The sequence below is a fragment of the Caballeronia sp. INML1 genome, assembly GCF_023631085.1.
Lineage (GTDB): Bacteria > Pseudomonadota > Gammaproteobacteria > Burkholderiales > Burkholderiaceae > Caballeronia > Caballeronia turbans.
Genome location: NZ_JALQDT010000064.1, coordinates 129,084 through 150,774 on the forward strand (window position 1 = coordinate 129,084; position 21,691 = coordinate 150,774).

The following is a 21,691-nucleotide window of genomic DNA, read 5'->3' on the forward strand; positions in this document are numbered from 1 at the left end:
AGAAACCCATGTCCCTCATCAACTACATCACGCAGATTCAGTTCGATTTCGGCGCGGTGCGCCTGCTTCCCACCGAGTGCGAGCGCATCGGCATCCGCCGTCCGCTGATCGTCACCGACGCCGGGATTCGCGCAGCGGGCCTGCTCGATACGGTGATCGATGCGCTCGGTGCGTCATCGCCCGTGCCGGTCTTCGATGCAACGCCGCCCAATCCGAACGAGGCCGCCGTGCGCGAAGCGGTTGCATTGTTCAAGGCGAATCAGTGCGATGGCGTGATCGCGGCAGGCGGCGGCTCGTCGATCGATCTCGCGAAGGGCGTGGCCGTGTGCGCGACGCACGATGGCCCGTTGCAAAGCTTCGCGGTCATCGAAGGCGGCCTCGCGCGCATCACGGCGAAGACCGCGCCTGTCATCGCCATCCCGACGACCGCGGGCACCGGCAGCGAAGTGGGCCGCGGCGCGATCCTGATCCTCGACGATGGCCGCAAGGTCGGCGTGATCTCGCCGCATGTCGTGCCGAAGGTTGCGATCTGCGATCCCGGGCTGACGATGGGCCTCCCGCCGGCGCTCACCGCCGCGACGGGCATGGACGCGATCGCGCATTGCCTCGAAACCTTCATGGCGCCCGTGTTCAATGCACCCGCCGACGGCATCGCGCTCGACGGGCTGTGGCGCGCGTGGCGCCACATCGAGCGAGCGACCCGCGACGGCTCCGACCGCACCGCGCGCTGGAACATGATGAGCGCATCGATGCAGGGCGCGCTCGCATTCCAGAAAGGCCTCGGTTGCGTGCACAGCCTGAGCCACTCGCTCGGCGGCATCAATCCGAAGCTGCATCACGGCACGCTCAACGCAATCTTTCTGCCGGCGGTGATCGCGTTCAACAGCAGCGCGCCGACGATGCAGGACGAAGGCAAGCTCGACCGCATCGCCCAGGCGATGGGCCTGACGTCCGGCGATGAAGTCGGCGAGGCGGTGCGCCGGATGACCGCGACGCTCGGCTTGCCGCGCGGCCTCTCGGAACTTGGCGTGACGCGCGAACTGTTCCCGCGCATCATCGCGGGCGCGCTGAAGGACCACAGTCATAAGACGAATCCGCGCGAAGCGTCGAGTGAAGATTACGAGGCGATGCTCGAAGCATCGATGTGACTCTGCCTCAACGCGTCCGGCGAAAGAGGGCCGGAGCGCTAACGCAATAACGGCGGCGCATTTGCGGCATTGCAACATGCTAGTAGGGGAAAACCCTTAAGTTTGTTAAAATGTCGCAAAGTTTGAGGACCCGATCATGCGCCGCCGTTACGAAGTACTGGAAAAAATCGCCTTTGCGTTGCTCACGCTGTCCGCCGTCATGGACGCGAGCTACATCACTTGGGAAAAGCACCCCAATTTCCGCGAAAACGTCACGCAAATCGTGAAAATAAGCACAGAGCTGTCGTTGGCCAATCCCGGTGTGGGCGATCAGACGCCGCTGGTGCCGATGGCCTTCAACTAAGCCTCAACGCCTGCCGGCGCGACGTTCGTCGCGCGCTCTGCTTCAACTCGCATACAGGTTATTCGGCCCGCCGCCGCACGGCGCGCGCGGGCTGCTTTATGCTGGCGGCTTCCCGTGCCGTCGTCGCCCAGCATGACCTCCGCTCTCCATTCGAACGCCGCCTTCGGCGATCAACTTCGCAGCTTCGCCCGCGCGATTGGGCAAATCGTGCTCCAGCGCAATGCCGCGACCGGCGCGCTGCTGTTTCTCGCGGTCCTCTGCGCGAGCCCGCGCCTCGCGTGCGGCCTTCTGATCGGCACGCTGACGGGCAACGTCATCAGCGTGATCATCGAAGATGAGGAGGCGCCCGCGTTCCGCGCCGATCTCTACGGCTTCAATGGCGCGCTCGCGGCGCTCGCCGCGTTCGCGTTCATCGGCGATGCATCGCAAGCCGCCGCCGTCGCGATCGTCGCGGCGATGTTCGCGACCGTCCTCGCCGGCAAGCTCACGCGCATACTCTCCCAATACCGGTTGCCGGCCTTTTCGAGCCCCGCCATCATCGTCACCTGGTGCTGGCTGCCGCTGTTCGCTGATTGCGGCGATACGGGCGCGATCCCGCAAGTCGCCGCCGGTGTCATCCCGATGCTTCAGGCCGCGTTCGCAGGTCTTGCGCCGATCACGTTCGCGACCGGCGCGCTCGCGGGCGCATTGACCGCAGCGGGATTGTTCGCGTCGCGGCCGTCGCGGGCGGGCTGGGCGCTCGCGGGCAGCGCGCTCGGCGCGGCACTGCACGGGCTCGGCGGCGCGAGCGATGCGGTCGTGCTCTCGGGCGCGTGCGGCTTCAACGCGGCGCTTGCGGCGCTCGCCGCCGCGCCGCTCGGCAAGCGCTATGCGATCATCGCGATCGTCGCGGCGGTGCTGATCGAACGCTTGATAGATTGCATCGGCATTGCTGCATTGACCGCGCCGTTCGTGCTGGCGTCGTGGGCCGCGATCGCCTTGCAGCGGCGCCTGTCGGGAACATCGGAACAAGGAGATTCGCATGTCGTTCACCCACACGCCTGAGCGCAGGATCGCGGAAAGCGGGCCTCGTTCGGCGGCCGAAGCCGCGACACGCGTCGAGCTCGCGGCCGCGTATCGCCTCGTCGCGCTCAACGGCTGGGACGATGTCGTCTACACGCATATTTCCGCGAGCGTGCCGGGCGAGCCGGGGCGCTTTCTGATCAATCCGTTCGGGCTTTCATTCGATGAAGTCACGGCGTCGAATCTCGTGAAGATCGATATCGACGGCAACGTGATCGGCGCGAGTGCGCATCCGGTGAACGCAACGGGCTTCGCGCTGCACGGCGCCGTGCACGCCGCGAGGCAAGACGCCGCGTGCGTGATGCATCTGCACGTGCGCGAGGCGATCGCCGTCTCGGCGCAGCCGCATGGCCTGCTGCCCGCCTCGCAACACGCGATGCGCTTTCACGGCCATCTCGCGTATCACGACTACGAAGGCCTCGCGTTTTCGCCGGCGGAAGGCGAACGCCTCGTCGCGAGCCTCGGCGTGCATCGGGCGATGCTGCTGCGCAATCACGGGCCCCTCACGCTCGGGCGCACCATCGCCGAGGCTTATGTGCTGATGGATATGCTCGTCAAGGCATGCGACATTCAACTTCGCGCGCTCGCGGGCGTGAGCAAGGTGATCGTGCCGACGCCGGACGTCGTCACGCGCACGGCGGCGCAATTGCACGACGACGACGCCATCGAAGGCGCGCTCGAATGGCCTGCGCTATTGCGCAAGCTCGACCGCATCGATGCGTCGTATCGCGACTGATTACCGGTTCAACTCAAACAGGAGATCAACGGCATGCCGACATTCAACATTCAATTGTTCGAAGGCCGCACGGCGGAAGAGAAGCGCAAGTTCGTCGAGGCGATCACGCGCACGACGTGCGAGACGCTCGGCTGCGAGCCGGGCTCGGTGGACATCATTCTGACGGACGTGAAGCGCGAGAACTGGGCGACCGCGGGCAAGCTCTGGTCGGAGCAGTAAGTCGTCGATGCGCACATACGGCGCGATGCCGCATGTGCGCGATCTATCGCGTTACGTCGATGCCTTCACGGCGAGACGGAACTTGTGCAGCAGCGGTTCCGTATAACCGCTCGGCTGCGTGCGTCCTTCGAACACCAGCGCGCACGCGGCCTTGAAGGCGAACGAGCTGTCGAACGAAGGCGCCATCGGGCGATAGTACGGGTCGGCTTCGTTCTGCTTGTCGACGACCGCGGCCATGCGCTCGAGCGTCTGGCGAACCTGCTCTTCCGTGACGATGCCGTGCCGCAGCCAGTTCGCGATGTGCTGGCTGGAAATGCGCAAAGTCGCACGGTCTTCCATCAGGCCGACATCGTGAATGTCCGGCACCTTCGAGCAACCGACACCCGAATCGACCCAGCGCACGACATAACCGAGGATGCCCTGCGCGTTGTTCTCGATCTCGTTCCTGATGTCATCTTCCGACCACGTGGGCTTGTCGACGACGGGAATCGTCAGCAGGCCATCGAGCAACTCGTTCTTCTGGCTGTCGTAGTCGACGCTTTCGAGTTCCTGCTGAACCTGCTGCACATCGACCATGTGATAGTGCAGCGCATGCAGCGTGGCTGCCGTGGGCGAGGGCACCCATGCGGTGTTCGCGCCGGCCTTCGGATGCGCGATCTTCTGCTCGAGCATCGCGTGCATCAGATCGGGCATCGCCCACATGCCTTTGCCGATCTGCGCGCGCCCGCGCAAGCCGGTGTTCAGGCCGACGAGCACGTTGTTGCGCTCGTACGAGCTGATCCATTTCGACGACTTCATGTCGCCCTTGCGCATCATCGGGCCGGCTTCCATCGACGAATGCATCTCGTCGCCGGTGCGGTCCAGGAAACCCGTGTTGATGAACGCGACGCGCGCGCCCGCCGCAGCGATACATGCCTTGAGGTTGACGCTCGTGCGACGCTCCTCGTCCATGATGCCCATCTTGATCGTGTGGCGCGGCAGGCCGAGCAGATCTTCGACGCGCGAAAAGAGCTCGTCCGCGAACGCGACTTCAGCGGGGCCGTGCATCTTCGGCTTCACGATATAGATGGAACCCGTGCGCGAGTTCATCTGGTTCTTCAGATCGTGCATCGCGCCGAGCGTGGTCATCACGGCGTCGAGGATGCCTTCGGGAATCTCGTTGCCGTCGCGGTCGAGCACGGCGGGGTTCGTCATCAGATGGCCGACGTTGCGGATGAACAGCAGCGAACGTCCGTGCAGCTTGATGGTCGAGCCATTCGGCGCGGTGTATTCGCGATCCGGGTTCATGCTGCGCGTGAAGGTCTTGCCGTTCTTCGTCACCTGCTCGGCGAGATGGCCCTGCATCAACCCGAGCCAGTTGCGATAGAGCTGCGTCTTGTCGGCGGCATCGACGGCCGCGACCGAATCTTCGCAGTCGATGATCGTGCTCACCGCCGCTTCGATCAGCACGTCCTTCACATGCGCGGCATCCGTCTTGCCGATGGAGTGGCTCGCGTCGATCTGGATCTCGAAGTGCAGGTCGTTGTGCTTGAGCAGAATGGCGGACGGTTCTTTCGCGTCGCCCTGATAGCCCGCGAACTGTTCGGCGTTGGCAAGGCCGGTCTTGACGCCGTCCTTCAGCGTGACGACGAGCTTGCCTTGCTCGACGCTGTACTTCGTCGCATCGGCATGCGAGCCGTGGTCGAGAGGCGCGTTGTCGTCGAGGAATGCGCGCGCATAGGCGATCACCTTCGCCCCGCGCTTCGGATTGAACTGCGCGGTGCGCTCGGCGCCGTCGCTTTCGTCGATTGCATCGGTGCCGTAGAGCGCATCGTAGAGGCTGCCCCAGCGCGCATTGGCGGCATTGAGCGCATAGCGCAGGTTGGAGAGCGGCACGACCAGTTGCGGGCCGGCCTGCTCCGCGATCTCGCGATCGACGTTGGCGGTGCTCGCCTGCACATGCGCGGGCGCGGGCACGATATAGCCGATCTCTTCGAGAAACTTGCGATAGGCGCGCAGATCGCGAACCGGGCCGGGATTGCTGCGATGCCAGTTGTCGAGCTCGGTCTGGAGGCGGTCGCGCTCGGCGAGCAGCGCGCGGTTCTTCGGCGCGAGATCGTGAACGATGGCATCGAATCCCTTCCAGAAGGACGCGCTGTCGACGCCCGTGCCGGGGATGGCTTCTTCATCGACGAATTTCGCGAGACTCGCGTCGACCTGCAGGCCGTGTTGTTTGATCATGTCGGTCATGGGCACTCCGGCTGAGTTTGCTGCTGCACAGGGTTTGGGGATGGGCTGGGCTCTATGGTAGCGCGTCTTGAGGGAGGATCGAAGCGCGGGGGATTTGCAAGTCGCGTGCCTGCAGGGTGCGTGGCACGCGCGGGGCATCGGAGGCGCAAGCAACTGAAACGGCACCTCGGGATACGCTCGATCGCCGTGAGGACGTGGTCGACGTACTCGGGCAAAGCCGATGCGTCTCGGCTCATGCCGGAACGGCACCTGCAATGTTTGCATCGCGCGTGCGATCAGGTAGCGCGCGGGGGGATCTTCGCGCGATGAGCTTTTAGGGCGATCGAATGCACGTATCTTCGGTTCGGTCGCACGGGGTGAAGACCTTCAGTGAATGCAGCTTCAGTCCGGGTGCCAGATCGTTCTCAGCCAGGAATGGACGGCTGTCCGAGCCCGGCATTCGTGCCGATGAAAGACACGAAACACCGGGCTCAACGAGATCTACAGCTACGCCTTCAGCAAATCTTCAATCATCACCGGCAGCTTTCTCACCCGCACGCCCGTTGCGTGATACACCGCACCGGTGATCGCCGCCGCGATCCCCGCGAGCCCGATCTCCGCGATACCGCGCGCGCCCAGCTCGTTGAAGACCGTGTCCGGATGATCGAGGAAGGTGACGTCCATCTTCGGCGTATCGGCGTTGGTCGCGACGACGTAATCCGCAAGGCTGCTGTTGACCGGCGCGCCGCTTCGTTCGTCGTAGACGGTGTGCTCGAAGAGCGCCATGCCGACACCCATCACGACCGCGCCTTCGATCTGATTGCGTGCCGCACGCGGATTCAGGATCTTGCCCCCGTCGATGACCGTCACGACGCGGCTCACCCGCAGCCGCGCGGTCGCCGGCTCCCACGTCACTTCGGCGAAGTGCGCGCCGTACGAGTGGATCGACCACTTCTTCTTCAGCGGATCGTCGAAGCCGCCTTTCGCACTGCCGCTGCCCGATGCCGCATGCAGCTTCGCCGCTTCGAGAATGCGCGCGTACGGCACGCCGCTTTCGGGCCGCTCGTTCTTGCGATGCACGTAGCCGCCGCTCATCGCCAGCTCTTCGGCTTTCGCGCCCGCGAACGGCATTTCTTCCGCCTTCACGGCGCGCGCGAGGAGCGTCTTGATCGCCGCACGAACGGCATCCGATACCGCCGGGATCACCGATGCGGTCGCCGCCGATCCGCCCGATACCGGACCGAGCGGCAGCGACGTATCGCCGAGGCCGACTTCGATCCTGTCGAGCGGAATGCCCGTATGTTCCGCGACGAGCTGCGCGAGGATCGTGTACGTGCCCGTGCCGATATCCTGCGTCCCGCACGCGACGCGCGCGGTGCCGTCCGAACGCAGATCGACGGTCGCCTCCGCCGAAAAGCGCAGACCCGGCCAATTGCACGCGCCGACGCCCCAGCCGAGCGTGAGACCGTCGCGCGTCATCGAGCCGACTTCCGGCGTGCGCTTCGACCAGCCGAACTTCTCCGCGCCCGTCTTCAGGCACTCGACGAAATGCCGCGACGAAAACGGCAGGCCGCTGCTTTCGTCGACGCTCGGTTCATTGCGCAAGCGCAGTTCGACAGGGTCGATCTTCAAGGCGACGGCCAGCTCGTCCATCGCCGATTCGAGTGCGTACAGGCCGGGCACCGCGCCTGGCCCGCGCATCGACGTGGGCGAGCCGACATTGCGTTTCACGGTGCCGCCCGTCACGCGCAAATTCGGCGTGCTGTACATCGACGGCGTCGCTTCGCCGCAGTCTTCCAGGTAATCGTCGGCGATGGCCGCGTGGTTCAGGAAGTCGTGCCGCAGCGAGACGAGCTTGCCGTCCTGCGTCGCCGCGAGCCGCACGCGTTGCTGCGTCGTCGGCCGGTGCCCGACGTTCTGAAACATCATCTTGCGCGAAAGCACGAGCTTGACGGGACGCTCCAGTTGCCGCGTCGCCGCCGCGGCGAGCAGCGAATGCGGCCACATCCACAACTTGCCGCCGAAGCCCGAGCCGAGATAGCGCGAGATCACGCGCACTTTTTCTTTCGGCAGGCCGAGCATCTGCATGAGCGTGCCCTGATGGTTGGCGACGGCCTGACTCGTTTCATAGAACGTGTAGCGCTCGCCGTCCCAGTGCGCGACGGTCGCATGCAACTCGATCGGGTTATGCGTTTCGACGGGCGTCACGTAGGTTTCATCGACCTTGACGGGCGCGTCGTCGAATGCCTTGTCGGGATCGCCGCGCTCGCTCTGGATGTCGGGCTTCTCGTTCGCGTCGAGCGTCGTGCTCACGTCGTGCGGGGTCTTGTCGTAGCCGACCTTGATCGCGGCAGCCGCGGCGCTCGCCGCTTCGAACGTGTCCGCGACGACGAGCGCCACGTACTGCCCGTAATAGCGAATGATGTCGTCTTCGAACGGCGGCCGGGTCTCGTCGACGAAACCGGTATCGATCGAATTGCCGGAGATGCGATAGAAGCGGCCGATATTGCCGCGATGAAGAATCAGCTTCACGCCGGGCATGGCTTGCGCGGCGGCGAATTCGAGCGACGTGATCCTGCCGCTCGCGATGGTGGCGCCGACCGGCACGGCGTGCAGCATGCCGGGCAGGTCGACGTCGGAGGTATAAGTCGCGCGGCCGCAGACCTTCAGCGGTCCGTCGATGCGCGACTGGGGCCGTCCAATAAAAGACTGCGTGATGTCGGGCGCGGTGGACATATTCGGGTTCCTCGGTCGGGTTCAGGACGTTTGCGTGACCATCTTGAGCGTATGCACGATGCATCGCTTCGATAGCTCGACCTTGAAGCCGTTCTCGCTTTGCGGCTTCGCACCGGCGAGCGCGGCATCGGCGGCGCGCCTGAACGTGGCTTCGTCGGGCGCGGCGTCCTGCAACTCCTTCTCCGCCTCGCGCGAGCGCCACGGCTTCGTGCCGACGCCGCCGAGTGCCACGCGCGCATGCGCGATGCGCCCATCCTTCACGCCGATCACGACACCTGCCGACGCCAGCGCGAACTCATACGACGCGCGATCGCGCAGCTTGAGATAGGCCGAGCGCGTACCTTCGACCGGCGGGGGCAACGTGACGTGCGTGATCAGATCGCCGGCATCGAGCACGTTCTCGCGATCGGGCGTGGTGCCGGGAACGAGAAAGAATTCATCGATGGGAATCGCGCGCTTGCCGGCCGTGCCTTCCACGTGAATCGTCGCTTCGAGCGCCTGCAGCGCCACGCACATGTCCGACGGATTGCTCGCGATGCACGACTCGCTCGTGCCGAGAATCGCCATCATGCGATTGAAGCCCTGAATCGCGGAACAGCCGCTGCCCGGCTCGCGCTTGTTGCACGGCGACGTCGTGTCGCGAAAGTACACGCACCGCGTGCGTTGCAGGATATTGCCGCCCGTGGTCGCCATGTTGCGCAACTGCACGGACGCGCCGGAGAGCACCGCTTGCGACAGCACCGCATAACGATCGCGAATCAGCGGATGATGCGCGAGATCCGAGTTGCGCGAGGTCGCGCCGATACGCACGCCGCCGTCGTTCGTTGCCTCGATCTCGTCGAGCGGCAGGCGGCTGATATCGATGACGCGCATCGGCCGCTCGACGTTGAGCTTCATCAGGTCGAGCAGCGTCGTGCCGCCCGCGAGAAAGCGCACTTCCGCGCCTTGCTGCGCGGTATGCGCGAGTGCGCCCGCATTGATCGCATCGCGCATGTCGCGTGCGCGGGAGAGTTGGAACATGTCCATGTCGCTCTCCTTATTCCGACGACGACTTGTTCGCCCGCACCGACTGGATCGCGCCGACGATGTTCTGATACGCGCCGCAGCGGCACAGGTTGCCGCTCATCGCTTCGCGCACGTCGTCGTCCCTCGGGCCGATGGGTTCGTCGAGCAGCGCCACCGCCGACATCAGCTGGCCTGCCGTGCAGTAGCCGCACTGATAACCATCGCATTCGACGAACGCGGCCTGCAGCGGATGCAGCGCGTCGACTTCGCCAATGCCTTCGATCGTCGTGATGGTGTCGCCTTCGCAGGCGGCGGCGAAACACAGGCACGAATTCACGCGGCGGCCGTTCACGTGAACGGTGCATGCGCCGCATTGGCCGTGATCGCAGCCCTTTTTCGTGCCGGTGAGGTGAAGATGCTCCCGCAGTGCATCTAATAAGGTCGTGCGCGGATCGAGGGAAAGCGTATGGCTCGCGCCGTTGACAGTAAAGGTGAACGTTGCGGCCGAGTCGTCCGCCTTGGCCGGCAATGGCGCCAGTGCCTTGTTCGGCGTATCGGCGTGTGTAGTTTTCGATTGGGGGGTATGACGTTGTGGCATCGGGCAATCTCCTGGAAATGTGCAGCACGCGCTGCACGAAACGCGGCGATGACGCGGCAAAGCGTGGGAGAGACGAAGATGCGGCGAAGCGTGTCGAGCGCGATGGCGCGAAGGAAAGGCGGCGAAAAGGGTCTGTGCGGGGCGCGCAGGACCTTCGGGCGCGGGCGATGCGGCGAAAGACGACACTCAGCCAGTATAGGCACCTGACGCGAAACTTTCCCGACCGAAAGCTCGCGCGCGGGCCACGGGATGCTGCGGGCGCACGAAGCATGCCCACAGCGCGGAAAGGATTCAGTGCGTGATGCCGGCCCGCGCGACGAGCGAAAGAAGGAACACGCCGACCGTGGTGAAGACCACGAGCGCCACGAGGATCAGGAACAAGCGGACGATCATCTGCACCGTGTCGCTCCAAAAAAATGGCCGCTTGCGCGGCCGGAAGGAGGGGTGGGTCGGTCAGTCCTCAGCCTAAGCGCGCTTTCTTAATTCAGACTTAAGCGGGCCGGACTTCCGTGCGGGCAGCCCATTCTCCTTCGTTTGCGAACACCATGCAGCAGCCTTACCGCAGCGCTTCGCTATAGCGGTCGCGCAGCGGGAGGATCGTCAGAAGCGCGACCGCGCTGCCGAAAATCACGTAGTAGCAGATCGAAAGCGGGTCGCCCGTAGTCATCGTCAGCCATTGCACGATGGCCGGCGCGAAGCCGCCGAAGATCATCACCGCGACGTTGTAGCTCACCGAGATGCCCGTCGAACGCACGCTCGACGGCAGCAGTTCGGAGATGAACGCCGGATAGCAGCCCTGGAAGATGCCGAGGTAAGTCATCAGAAGCGCCTGGCAGACGACCAGCATCGGCAGGCTCGGATGCGCAGTGAGCACGGCGAAGATCGGATACGCCGTGACGAGCGACAGCGCGAGCGCGGTCGCCATCAGCTTCTTGCGGCCGATGCGGTCCGAGAGCCGGCCGAAGATCGGGCAGCAGACGAGATACACGAGCGCGCCGATCGTCGAGCTGATGAGGCCGTCGGTCAGCGCCATGTGCAGGACGCGCGTGGCGTGCGTCGGCAGATACAGCAGGAAGATGTATGTGCCGATGGTGCCGAACACCGTGAGGCCGAAACCCGCGAGCACGGGCATCCAGTGCTTCGTGGCGGTGTCGCGGATCGGACGCGCGCTCAGTTCGTTCTTCTGCGCCTTCTCGACGAACACGGGCGACTCATCCAGTTTCGAGCGCAGATACAAGCCTACCGGCACGATCAGGAGGCCGATGACGAACGGGATGCGCCAGCCCCAGCTGTTCAGATGCTCGGGACTCAGCGTGCGCGTGAGCACCGCGCCGAAAAACGAGCCCGCGAGACTCGCCGCTGCCTGCGCGACCATCTGGAAGCTGCCGAAATAGCCGCGTTTGTTGGCGGGCGCGTATTCGACGAGAAACGCCGTCGCGCAGCCCACTTCGCCGCCCGCCGAGAAGCCCTGAATCAGGCGGCCGAGCAGCATCAACAGGGGCGCGGCGATGCCGATCGCCGCATACGTCGGCGCGAACGCGATGATCGCGATGCCGACCGCCATCAGCGAGATGGTGAGCGTGAGCGCCGACTTGCGTCCGACGCGGTCCGCAACCGCGCCCAGCACGATCCCGCCGAGCGGCCGCGTCAGAAAGCCGACGCCGAACGTCGCCCAGGTCGCGAGCAATGAGATGGTGGGATTCGTTGCGGGAAAGTACAGCTTGGCGATGATGACGGCGAAGAAGCCGTAGACCATGAAGTCGAACCATTCGAGCGCGTTGCCGATGGTCGATACGACGATCGCTCGTCGGCCGGACAGATTGAGCGCGGCGTTCTGTTCGGCCGCGTGGGCTGCAGGTAGTACGGTGCTCATCGAATGCACTCCGTGGGCGTGGGGCGATTGATCAGGGCGACGACATCCGGTCTTTTACTGGCTCGCGCCGCGGGAGGCGCGCGAGCCGCTGCAACACGCAAACATTACGCCGAGTTGAAATAAGAAAATATAGAATTTCTGAACTGACACTCAAGGAAACCTGATCGAACGGTTCGGGTTGTCCCCAAGACACGATGAGCAACATTCGCTTTTTGCGCACCTTCATCGCCGTCGCGCGTTACGGCTCTTTCGCCGCCGCCGCCGAGAAAGTGGCGCTCACGCAAGCCGCCGTGAGCATGCAGATGCAATCGCTCGAAGACGATCTGAAGCGGCCGCTCTTCGACCGCGTGGGGCGCACCAACCGGTTGACGAGCATCGGCAAGCAGGTTTTGCCGCAGGCGGAGCGCATCGTCGCGCTCTACGACAGCATGCGGCTCACGGGCCTCGACGATGAAATCGCGGGATCGGTTGCCATCGGCGCGGTCGATTCGGCGATGGGCGCGCTCGCGTCCGTCGTCACCGAATTGAAAGGCCAGTATCCGCGCCTCGATGTGCGGCTTTTCACGGGCAAGGCGCTTGCCCTCGCGCCGCAGGTGGAAGCAGGCGAGATCGACGCGGCGGTGATCGTCGAGATGGCGGGCAAGACGCCGGCGAGCCTCAACTGGACACCGCTCTATGCGGAGCCGCTCGTCGCGATAGGAACGCCCGGCAGCGCCCCCGCCAGCGCAGCCGACATGCTCGCGAGCCGGCCGTTTCTGCGTTTCGATCGCGCGCAGCGAACGGGCGCGCTGATCGATCGCGCGTTGAAGCACAACCGGCTCGTCGTGAACGAGTTCCTCGAACTGAATTCGCTCGAAGTGATCGTCGAACTCGTGCGGCAGGACGCGGGCGTTTCTGTCGTGCCGCTGCTCGAATACGGCTCGTGGGCGAGCGATCCGGCGTTGCGCGTGCTGCCGCTCGCGAAGAATACGCCGCGGCGCGTCGTCGGCATGCTGGAGCGCAAGATTCACGACCGGCACGCGGTCATGAGCATCGTGCAGGAGCGCATCCGCATGCGTTCGCGCGGTGCCATACCGCCGCGCGAAAGCTAAAGCTTTCCTTAAGTCACGGACAAGGAATATCAGCTTTCGCTGTTATTTCCGGCCATCGACAATGCTTCGGGTCACTCACTCACACATGAGGAAAGCATGTCGATCATTCCCGAGATCGCCCGGTCGCGCGACGAGATTCAATCCATTCGCCGCGATATTCACGCGCATCCCGAACTCTGCTACGAAGAAGCGCGCACGGCGGAACTGGTCGCGCAAAAGCTCGAAAGCTGGGATATCGAAGTGACGCGCGGGCTCGGCAAGACGGGCGTGGTCGGTGTGTTGAAGAAAGGCGCGAGCAAGCGCGCGATCGGCCTGCGCGCCGACATGGACGCGCTGCCGATTCCTGAGCTGAACACGTTTGCGCATGCGTCGCGTCACGAGAACAAGATGCATGCGTGCGGCCACGACGGCCACACCGCGATGCTGCTCGGCGCTGCGCAATACCTTGCGAACCACCGTGATTTCGACGGCACGGTCGTCTTCATCTTTCAGCCCGCCGAAGAAGGCGGGGGCGGCGCGAAAGCGATGATCGAAGACGGCCTCTTCGAGCGCTTTCCCGTCGATGCCGTGTTCGCGCTGCACAACTGGCCGGGCATGGCGGCGGGCGAATTCGGTGCGCGTGTGGGCGCGACGCAGGCATCGAGCAACGAGTTCGAGATCCGCATCGAGGGCGTGGGCGCGCATGCGGCCATTCCGCACGATGGCGTCGATCCTGTGTTCACCGCGCTGCAGATCGGCACGGGCTTGCAGAGCATCGTGACGCGCAACAAGCGGCCCATCGACGCGGCCGTGCTCTCGATCACGCGCATGCAGGCGGGCCACGCGATCAACGCGATCCCGACGACCGCGACGCTCGGCGGCACCGTGCGCACGTTTTCCACCGACGTGCTCGATCTGATCGAGACGCGCATGAGGGAGATCGTCGCGGCAACGGCGGCGGCTTATCGGTGCAAGGCTGAAGTTAGTTTCGTACGCAACTATCCGCCGACGGTGAACACGCAGAGCGAGACGCAATTCGCGCTTGGCGTGATGCGCGATGTCGTCGGTGCGCAGAAGGTGAACACGAACGTCGATCCGACGATGGGCGCGGAGGACTTCTCGTTCATGCTGCTGGAACGGCCGGGCTGCTACGGGTATATCGGCAACGGACTGGGTGAGCATCGCGAACACGGTCATGGCATCGGACCGTGCATGCTGCATAACAGCAGCTACGATTTCAACGATGACGTGCTCACGCTCGGCTCGACGTACTGGGTGCGTCTGGTCGAAGCGTTTCTTTCGCGCGCGTAGGGAGGTGAGCATGTTTTCATCGACGTATCGCGAGGCGCGTCAGCGGTTTCTCGACACGGCCGCCGCGCGCAAACTCGCGGTCGATACGCGCGTGCTCGAAGGCATCGACGGTCTGGAAGGCGAGACGCTCGCAACCGATGTCGTGCGTATCGGCCCGGCCGATGCGAAGCGCCTGCTCGTGCTCACGTCCGCGACGCATGGCGTCGAAGGCTTTTGCGGCTCGGGCGCACAGATCGCGTTGATGCGCGACGACGTATTGCCCGCGCTGATGGAGAGTCTCGGCGTCGCGATGTTGCTGGTCCATGCGATCAATCCGTATGGCTTTTCGTATCTGAGCCGCACGACGGAAGGCAATGTCGATCTGAATCGCAACAGCGTGGATTTCGCGGGGCCGTTGCCGCAAAACCCCGGTTACGCGGAGCTGCACGAGCTGCTGCTTCCGGCGAGCTGGCCGCCTGACGAAGCGAACATCGCGGCGATTCGCACCTACATCGAAACGCGCGGGCAATGGGCGTATCAGCAAGCGGTGACGACGGGCCAGTACACCCACGCGCAGGGCATGTTCTACGGCGGCGCGCAAGCCGCGTGGAGCACGCGGACGATGCGCAGTCTGCTCGCGGAATACGGAGAGACGTGCACGGCGATCGGCTGGATCGATTTTCATACGGGACTGGGGCCGAGCGGCTTCGGCGCGAAGATCTGCGTCGGCGATGTGGCGCGTGCGCGGCGCTGGTGGGGCGCGGACGTGACGAGCCCGTTGGATGGCACGTCGATCGCGGCGGATGTCGCCGGGCCCTTGCTCGATACGCTGCGGCAGACGTGCCCGCATGCCGCGATTGCATCGATTGCGATCGAGTACGGCACGGTGCCGCTCACGGACATGCTCGACATGCTGCGCGCGGATGTCTGGGTGCGCCATCATGCGCACGCGCCCGCTGCGCTGAAGGCCGACATTCGCCGCCAGATTCGCGCGGCGTTTTACATCGACGACGATATCTGGCGCGGGATGATCGTCGGGCAGGCGCGCGCAGCGGCGTTGCAGGCGCTATATGGCCTTTCGCGCGAAGAAGGCGCTTAACGAAGTTCGAGCCACATCGGCTGATGATCCGATGATCGGCTCGACTGGTCCGCTTCGCATCCCGCGATGCGCGGCTTCAGGTCTTCGGTGACGAAGATGAAGTCGCAGGCGAACGGCCCATCGGGCCATTGATCGTGATCGTACAGGCCGACGGTCGCCGCGCGCGGCGCGTTCGGATGCGCGCAGGTCCAGGCATCGAGGAACGCCGGTGCATCGGCGAGCGGCGCCAGCATCGCGCGATACGCCGAGGCGTCGAACGCACTGTTGAAGTCGCCGCAGATAATCGCGGAAGTCGGCCGCGCGGTGTCGGCGAACGGGCTCGCCTGACTTTCTGCCCTCGCGGGCTGACGCGCGTGCGCGCACGCTTCGGCGTGCAGTTCGCGCAAACGCGCGACTTGCGCGAGCCGCTGCTTCTCCGAATAAAACTCGAGATGCGTGCTGATGATGCGCAGCGGGCCTACGTCCGTCTCGATGACGGCTTCGAGCGCGACGCGCAGCATCGACGGCTTCGCGGGATCGGCGGGCCACGGCAGCGAATGGCGCAACACCTGACGCACCGGCAGGCGGCTGACGATCGCGTTGCCGAACTGACGGCGTGCGAGCCCGGCGCCCACGGGCGGCAGATCGGAGCCGATTGCGTCGATGACGGTCGCGCCGGGAATCAGCGTTTCGAGCTCGGCGAATTGGTCGGGGGCCGGTCGGCCACCGAGTCCGCCCGCCTGTTCGCTTTCGTGAAAGCCGCGCGTCACTTCCTGCAGGCACAGGATGTCGAAATCGTGCAGCGCCTTTGCTTCGGCGACGATGCGCGCGAGATCGACGCGGCCATCCACGCCGCGTCCCCATTGAATGTTCCAGTCGACTAGCCGCATGTCGAACCTCGGCGAAAAGCGTTGGAAGCCACTGTTCAATCCTTAAGCAAGACGTGTGCTCGACCGCACATGCTCGCGGCTCCGTGCAAATTTCCGAAACTAAGTATTTCTTACCGTTCGCGTCGCGGACGGCGATACAATCTGCGCCGTGGAAACGAACGTCGTCCGTCATGAAATCACGCTTTTCCGTCTCTCTCGCCGCGTTCCTGCTCTTTTCAGCGGGCGTCGCGTGCCACGCGCAACAAACTCAGCCAGCACAGCAAGCGGTTCAACCCGCCGCAACGCGCTCGCTCACGAAGGAGCAGCAGGCGGCGCTCGATCAGCAGGACCGGGATATCGCCCAGGTCGCGTCGAGCATCATCAGGCTGATCGACCAGAACAAGGCGGGCGACGTATGGGATCAGGCCTCGCCCATCGCAAAACAGATCGTTTCCCGCGAAGACTTCATGAAGAAGATCGCGCGCGACCGTTTGCCGCTGGGCGCTCCGGGCCTGCGCATGCCGATGGGCGTAAAGCACTATCGCTACGACGGCACCGGCAACATGCCCGCCGGCGCGTACATCAACATTCTCTTCGACACCCAGTTCAGTCAGGCCAGTCAGTCGTCGCGCGAGATGGTGACGTTCATTCTCGATTCGGACAAGGTCTGGCGGTTCGTCGGCTATTCGGTGCGCTGAGCCGGCCTCACATGTTCGTGTAGGACGCGCACCATCCCTTGCCGGCCACGAGTTTGTCGTTGAAGAGCGAGCAGCCGCCCCAGGCATCGCTCGATTTGCCCTGATACAGCGAGCAGTTCGCGCATGTCTGTCCCGCCGCGAAGGCGGGATATTTCGCCTTGTCCACCTTGGCGGCGTCTTCCGTGTAGCCGACGGCGACGGCCGCCGGATCCGCTTCGCTCAAGTGCGGCACATCGGCGCGGGCCCGCGTGAGCCATAGCGTCGTGCCCATGCCGATGCTGAAAATCATGAAGCTGCGGCGGGAGGTGTTCATTGTCGTGGACCGTTTTCTTGTCTGCGGGGAATGTCGTCGTGCGCTCTCGGGCGCTAGTCGAACGATACGCCGACGCGCGCCGCCTTGCCCGCATCGCGGCGTTTGCAAGCCACACGTTTGCGAAATCGTACGCGCGATCGGTTTCTTGACGCGTCGCTTTCGCATTCTCCTTGAACGTGTTGCCAACGTCGTTCATTCCAGCGCGCTAAACCTTTGCGCGCGCGTGCCGTAAATCAGGCCAGAACGCAGTTGCATCGCGTGACCCCGTGGCGCCCCGGCCGCGGTTTAATCAGAAGGAGAACCACCGTGAGTGAATTGGACTGGATGATGGCAGGCGTGTATATGGCGGCGCTCGTGTGCGGCACGCTTCTCATGAGCGTGCTCGCGCGCCGCAGCCTGAGCAGGGTGGAGGATCGCGGGCACTGACAACATCGGGAATAGCCGTCTGGCATGCCCCCGTGCTCGTCGATACCAATCCTTGGAAATATCGACGGTCAGTCAATGGGGGAATGTCATGCCGATGCCCATCGGACTCGGCACGGGAACACAGCGAAGCTTGTCTGCACAGGACGTTTGCGCCGGCTAGCGGAAGGTGCCCTTCGTCAAGGATGCCGGGGACATGATTCGGATCGTGCGGATTCAACGCGGATTCAATGAAGCGCGCGCCGTGAACCGATGAATCGCATCGGCCGTCCGGCGCGCGGAAATGTCACCTTTCAGATTACTGAAACAGCTTGATCGCCTGCGTGAGCGTGTTCGTAACGCCCCAACCGAGCGGAATCAGCACATACGCCCAGAACAACAGAAGCAGCCCATTATTCGACGGGTGAACTGCCTGAGTATCGATGCGGTCATTCATCGCGGATCTCCTCTTTGACTTTTAGTTCGCCGTCTGCGGCGACGTGTCCATGTGGTGCTTCTCATGCACGCGCGTGACGAGCAGATTGCAGATGAAGCCAACGACGAGCAGCACGGCCATGATGTGCAGCGTCATCGTGTACGCTTCGGCGCCGACGACGCCATGCGCCACCTGATAGGCACGCACGTAGTTGACGAGCACCGGACCCGCGACGCCCGCCGCCGCCCACGCGGTCAGCAGCCGGCCGTGAATCCCGCCGACGAACGCCGTGCCGAACATGTCCGCGAGGTACGCGGGAATGGTCGCGAAGCCGCCGCCGTACATGGAAAGGATGATGCCGTAGGCCAGTACGAAGAGCGCGATGTTGCCCGCGCCCGCAAACTGCGGCACGAGGAAGTACAACACCGCGCCCAGCGCAAAGAACACGAAGTAAGTGTTCTTGCGCCCGATCCAGTCCGACGCCGACGCCCACACGAAGCGCCCGCCCATGTTGAAGAGCGACAGCAGCCCGACGAAGCCCGCCGCCGCACCCGCCGTGATCGAGGCCTTGAAGCTCTCCTGGATCATCACCGAGGCCTGCCCGAGCACGCCGATGCCCGCCGTCACGTTCAGGAACAGGACGAGCCACAGCAGATAGAACTGCGGCGTCTTCAGCGCCTGATCGATGTCCACGTGATTCTTCGTGATCATCTTGTTGGCGGTCACAGGCGGCGTCCAGCCAGCCGGCTTCCAGTCCGCCGGCGGGATGCGGATCGCGAGTGCGCCGATCGTCATCGAGATGAAATACAGCACGCCGAGCACGACGAAAGTCTCGGCGACGCCGGCGCTCGTCGCGCTCTTGAAGTGGTTCATCAGCGCGACGGAACCGGGCGCCGCGATCATCGCGCCGCCGCCGAAGCCCATGATCGCCATGCCCGTCGCCATGCCGCGGCGGTCCGGGAACCAGCGGATGAGCGTCGATACCGGCGACACATAGCCGAGCCCGAGCCCGATGCCGCCGATCACGCCGTAACCGAGATACAGCAGCCAGATCTGATGCAGATGGACGCCGAGCGCCGAAACGAGAAAGCCGCCGCCGAAGCAGCAGGCCGCGGTGAACATCGTGCGGCGCGGGCCGACCTTCTCCAGCCATTTGCCTGCGAACGCGGCGGACAAGCCGAGAAATACGATCGCGAGCGAGAAGATCCAGCCGAGCGTCGTCAGTGACCAGTCATCGGGTGCCGAACTGGTGATGCCGATGATCTTCGTGAGCGGCGCATTGAACACCGAGAACGCATACGCCTGCCCGATGCACAGGTGAACAGCCAGCGCGGCGGGCGGCACCATCCAGCGCGTGAACCCGGGCCGGGCGATGGTCGCCTGCTTGGAAAAAAAGCCTGTCGGGCCGTGCACGGCCCCTTGATTGATTGTGCTGTTCATCGTGGTCTCCGTGGCGCGTCATGCATGCACGTGCGCGCGCATCGTTTGCTTGAGGTGCTGCGCCGGGGTCGCCGGACACGAGCAGCCCGCCGTGGTCATGCGAGTCGATGCGGTCTTCATCGACTGATCGCAAGGCCATTCGCGCCGCCCAAACATGCGATGCAACGACATATGGGGTGCGGCGCTTTGCCACGGCTGGCATGACCATAGACAAGTGTGAAGGGCTTTGCAATATGAACACTCGTGCCATAAGCGTTTGCCCGCAGCAAATCATGCTTGTGCAGGGCGCCCGGACACGCGATCTGCGTTGCGTCGCATCGCTACAGGTGGGAGCAGGTGTTCTGAATGTGAACAGTTCACATCGGCCTCGTATAAACCCTGACGATGCGCCCCGAAACCGCATGCCGATGCGGCTTGCGCGCCGCTTGCGACATCGCGCGCGCGATGGCATGGAACTCGCAATCAAGAGCGACCGGCGCCGGACACATGCAGTACCGGCCCATTCACGTCGACATGCGAGGAGCACACACAAATGAATCACGCAGAGATGCAGTTCCTGAGCACCGAATACCCCTACAAGAAGCAGTACGGCAACTTCATCGGCGGCAAGTGGATGCCGCCCGCGGGCGGCGAGTATTTCGACAACATCTCGCCGATCACCGGCGAGCCCTTCACGTCGATCCCGCGTTCGCGCGAAGCCGATATCGAAGCCGCGCTCGACGCGGCGCACGCGGCGAAGACGTCGTGGGGCAGGACATCCGTCACCGACCGCGCGAACCTTCTGCTGAAGCTCGCCGATCGCATGGAGCAGAACCTGTCGCGTCTCGCGCTCGCGGAGTCCATCGACAACGGCAAGCCGCTGCGCGAGACGATGGCCGCGGACATTCCGCTCGCGATCGATCACTTCCGCTATTTCGCGAGCGCGGCGCGTTCGCAGGAAGGCGGCATCTCCGAGATCGATCACGATACGGTCGCGTATCACTTCCATGAGCCGCTCGGCGTCGTCGGGCAGATCATTCCGTGGAACTTCCCGATTCTGATGGCCGTATGGAAGCTCGCGCCCGCGCTCGCCGCCGGCAACTGCGTCGTGCTGAAGCCGGCGGAGCAGACGCCCGCGTCGATTCTCGTGCTGCTCGAGGTGATCGAAGATCTGCTGCCGCCGGGCGTGCTCAACGTCGTGAACGGCTTCGGTCTGGAAGCGGGCAAGCCGCTCGCATCGAACAAGCGCATCGCGAAGATCGCGTTCACCGGCGAGACCACGACCGGCCGCCTCATCATGCAGTACGCGAGCCAGAACCTGATTCCCGTGACGCTCGAACTCGGCGGCAAGAGCCCGAACATCTTCTTCGAGGATGTGCTGAGCGCCGACGACAGCTTCTTCGACAAGGCCCTCGAAGGCTTCACCATGTTCGCGCTGAACCAGGGCGAAGTGTGCACGTGCCCGTCGCGCGCGCTTGTGCAGGAATCGATCTATGAGCGCTTCATGGAACGCGCGTTGAAGCGCGTCGCGGCGATCGCGCAGGGGCATCCGCTCGACACGAAGACGATGATCGGCGCGCAGGCATCGCAGGAGCAGCTCCAGAAGATCCTGTCGTACATCGATCTCGGTAAGCAGGAAGGCGCGGAGTGCCTCTCAGGCGGTGAGCGCGCGACGTTCGATGGCGAGCTGAAGAACGGCTACTACATCAAGCCGACGGTCTTCAAAGGCCACAACAAGATGCGCATCTTCCAGGAGGAAATCTTCGGGCCGGTGCTGTCGGTGACGACTTTCAAGACCGAGGAAGAGGCGCTCGAAATCGCGAACGATACGCTCTACGGTCTCGGGGCGGGCGTATGGACGCGCGATGGCACACGCGCGTATCGCTTCGGCCGCGCGATTCAGGCGGGACGCGTATGGACCAACTGCTATCACGCGTATCCGGCGCACGCGGCGTTCGGCGGCTACAAGCAGTCGGGCATCGGACGTGAGAATCACAAGATGATGCTCGATCACTATCAGCAGACGAAGAACATGCTCGTCAGCTACAGCGACAAGCCGCTCGGCTTCTTCTAAAGCCTGCGGGGGGGGCCGGCCGGGGGCGCGGGGGGGGGCGGCGCCCACCCGGCCTGACTTCGGCTCCCCCTAGGTCGAGGGGGGGCGGGCGCGGCCGCCCGCGCGCCACTTTTG

General features: G+C 64.3%; 19 protein-coding genes. 10 read left to right on the plus strand and 9 right to left on the minus strand.

Going from position 1 to position 21,691, the window contains the following annotated elements; translation table 11 throughout:
* Window positions 1-8 precede the first annotated feature (8 nt).
* The 5 genes from NCR38_RS26270 to NCR38_RS26290 all read left to right on the plus strand — a co-directional run bounded on the left by NCR38_RS26270 (window position 9) and on the right by NCR38_RS26290 (window position 3,508).
* The gene (locus NCR38_RS26270; protein WP_061116306.1) at window positions 9-1,148 is read left to right on the plus strand and encodes an iron-containing alcohol dehydrogenase; all 1,140 of its coding nucleotides are present in this window, start codon (window positions 9-11) and stop codon (window positions 1,146-1,148) included.
* A 136-nt stretch (window positions 1,149-1,284) separates the two neighbouring features.
* Complete coding sequence (locus NCR38_RS26275; RefSeq protein ID WP_061116307.1) at window positions 1,285-1,491, plus strand: hypothetical protein; 207 nt, start codon at window positions 1,285-1,287, stop codon at window positions 1,489-1,491.
* Window positions 1,492-1,623: 132 nt separating this feature from the next.
* A complete protein-coding gene (locus NCR38_RS26280) occupies window positions 1,624-2,535 on the plus strand; it encodes an urea transporter (protein WP_061116308.1) in 912 nt (303 codons plus the stop codon).
* Window positions 2,513-3,289 (plus strand): class II aldolase/adducin family protein, encoded by a 777-nt coding sequence (locus tag NCR38_RS26285; protein ID WP_061116309.1) that lies wholly within the window; start codon window positions 2,513-2,515, stop codon window positions 3,287-3,289. Before NCR38_RS26280 ends, NCR38_RS26285 begins: the two co-directional genes overlap by 23 nt.
* Before the next feature lie 33 nt (window positions 3,290-3,322).
* A complete protein-coding gene (locus tag NCR38_RS26290; protein ID WP_016347879.1) occupies window positions 3,323-3,508 on the plus strand; it encodes a 4-oxalocrotonate tautomerase in 186 nt (61 codons plus the stop codon).
* 51 nt (window positions 3,509-3,559) lie between these two features.
* Here the strand turns inward: NCR38_RS26290 and NCR38_RS26295 are convergent, their stop codons facing one another.
* From NCR38_RS26295 to NCR38_RS26315, 5 genes are all read right to left on the minus strand, one after another.
* Window positions 3,560-5,737: a malate synthase G gene (locus NCR38_RS26295; protein WP_061116310.1), complete on the minus strand. Its 2,178-nt coding sequence runs from the start codon at window positions 5,735-5,737 to the stop codon at window positions 3,560-3,562.
* Window positions 5,738-6,223: 486 nt separating this feature from the next.
* Window positions 6,224-8,452 (minus strand): xanthine dehydrogenase family protein molybdopterin-binding subunit, encoded by a 2,229-nt coding sequence (locus tag NCR38_RS26300; RefSeq protein WP_061116311.1) that lies wholly within the window; start codon window positions 8,450-8,452, stop codon window positions 6,224-6,226.
* Between the two features lie 21 nt (window positions 8,453-8,473).
* Window positions 8,474-9,478: a xanthine dehydrogenase family protein subunit M gene (locus NCR38_RS26305; RefSeq protein ID WP_061116312.1), complete on the minus strand. Its 1,005-nt coding sequence runs from the start codon at window positions 9,476-9,478 to the stop codon at window positions 8,474-8,476.
* A gap of 10 nt (window positions 9,479-9,488) precedes the next feature.
* On the minus strand, window positions 9,489-10,055 hold the full coding sequence (locus NCR38_RS26310; RefSeq protein ID WP_096031945.1) for a (2Fe-2S)-binding protein: 567 nt from the start codon (window positions 10,053-10,055) through the stop codon (window positions 9,489-9,491).
* Between the two features lie 556 nt (window positions 10,056-10,611).
* Window positions 10,612-11,928 carry an MFS transporter gene (locus NCR38_RS26315; RefSeq protein ID WP_061116313.1) on the minus strand — a complete coding sequence of 439 codons (1,317 nt, stop codon included), beginning with the start codon at window positions 11,926-11,928 and terminating at the stop codon, window positions 10,612-10,614.
* 194 nt (window positions 11,929-12,122) lie between these two features.
* Between NCR38_RS26315 and NCR38_RS26320 the strand changes: the two genes are divergently transcribed.
* The 3 genes from NCR38_RS26320 to NCR38_RS26330 all read left to right on the plus strand — a co-directional run bounded on the left by NCR38_RS26320 (window position 12,123) and on the right by NCR38_RS26330 (window position 15,387).
* A complete protein-coding gene (locus NCR38_RS26320) occupies window positions 12,123-13,019 on the plus strand; it encodes a LysR substrate-binding domain-containing protein (protein WP_061116314.1) in 897 nt (298 codons plus the stop codon).
* A 96-nt stretch (window positions 13,020-13,115) separates the two neighbouring features.
* The gene (locus NCR38_RS26325; RefSeq protein ID WP_061116315.1) at window positions 13,116-14,309 is read left to right on the plus strand and encodes a M20 aminoacylase family protein; all 1,194 of its coding nucleotides are present in this window, start codon (window positions 13,116-13,118) and stop codon (window positions 14,307-14,309) included.
* Window positions 14,310-14,319: 10 nt separating this feature from the next.
* Complete coding sequence (locus NCR38_RS26330) at window positions 14,320-15,387, plus strand: M14 family metallopeptidase (RefSeq protein WP_061116316.1); 1,068 nt, start codon at window positions 14,320-14,322, stop codon at window positions 15,385-15,387.
* On the opposite strand, the gene NCR38_RS26335 is transcribed toward NCR38_RS26330, so the two are convergent.
* Window positions 15,384-16,256, minus strand: a complete 873-nt coding sequence (locus NCR38_RS26335; RefSeq protein ID WP_061116317.1) for an endonuclease/exonuclease/phosphatase family protein — start codon at window positions 16,254-16,256, stop codon at window positions 15,384-15,386. The genes NCR38_RS26330 and NCR38_RS26335 overlap by 4 nt on opposite strands.
* Before the next feature lie 170 nt (window positions 16,257-16,426).
* On the opposite strand from NCR38_RS26335, the gene NCR38_RS26340 reads away from it, so the two are divergent.
* Window positions 16,427-16,933 carry a DUF4019 domain-containing protein gene (locus NCR38_RS26340; protein ID WP_061116318.1) on the plus strand — a complete coding sequence of 169 codons (507 nt, stop codon included), beginning with the start codon at window positions 16,427-16,429 and terminating at the stop codon, window positions 16,931-16,933.
* 7 nt (window positions 16,934-16,940) lie between these two features.
* Here the strand turns inward: NCR38_RS26340 and NCR38_RS26345 are convergent, their stop codons facing one another.
* The 3 genes from NCR38_RS26345 to NCR38_RS26355 form a co-directional block, all read right to left on the minus strand.
* Window positions 16,941-17,246, minus strand: coding sequence for a high-potential iron-sulfur protein (locus tag NCR38_RS26345; RefSeq protein ID WP_061116319.1), 306 nt, complete (start codon window positions 17,244-17,246; stop codon window positions 16,941-16,943).
* Between the two features lie 721 nt (window positions 17,247-17,967).
* Window positions 17,968-18,105 (minus strand): hypothetical protein, encoded by a 138-nt coding sequence (locus NCR38_RS26350; protein WP_061116320.1) that lies wholly within the window; start codon window positions 18,103-18,105, stop codon window positions 17,968-17,970.
* Between the two features lie 21 nt (window positions 18,106-18,126).
* Complete coding sequence (locus NCR38_RS26355) at window positions 18,127-19,524, minus strand: OFA family MFS transporter (RefSeq protein WP_061116321.1); 1,398 nt, start codon at window positions 19,522-19,524, stop codon at window positions 18,127-18,129.
* A gap of 532 nt (window positions 19,525-20,056) precedes the next feature.
* Between NCR38_RS26355 and adh the strand changes: the two genes are divergently transcribed.
* Window positions 20,057-21,577, plus strand: a complete 1,521-nt coding sequence (gene adh / locus NCR38_RS26360) for an aldehyde dehydrogenase (RefSeq protein WP_061116322.1) — start codon at window positions 20,057-20,059, stop codon at window positions 21,575-21,577.
* Window positions 21,578-21,691: the final 114 nt, after the last annotated feature.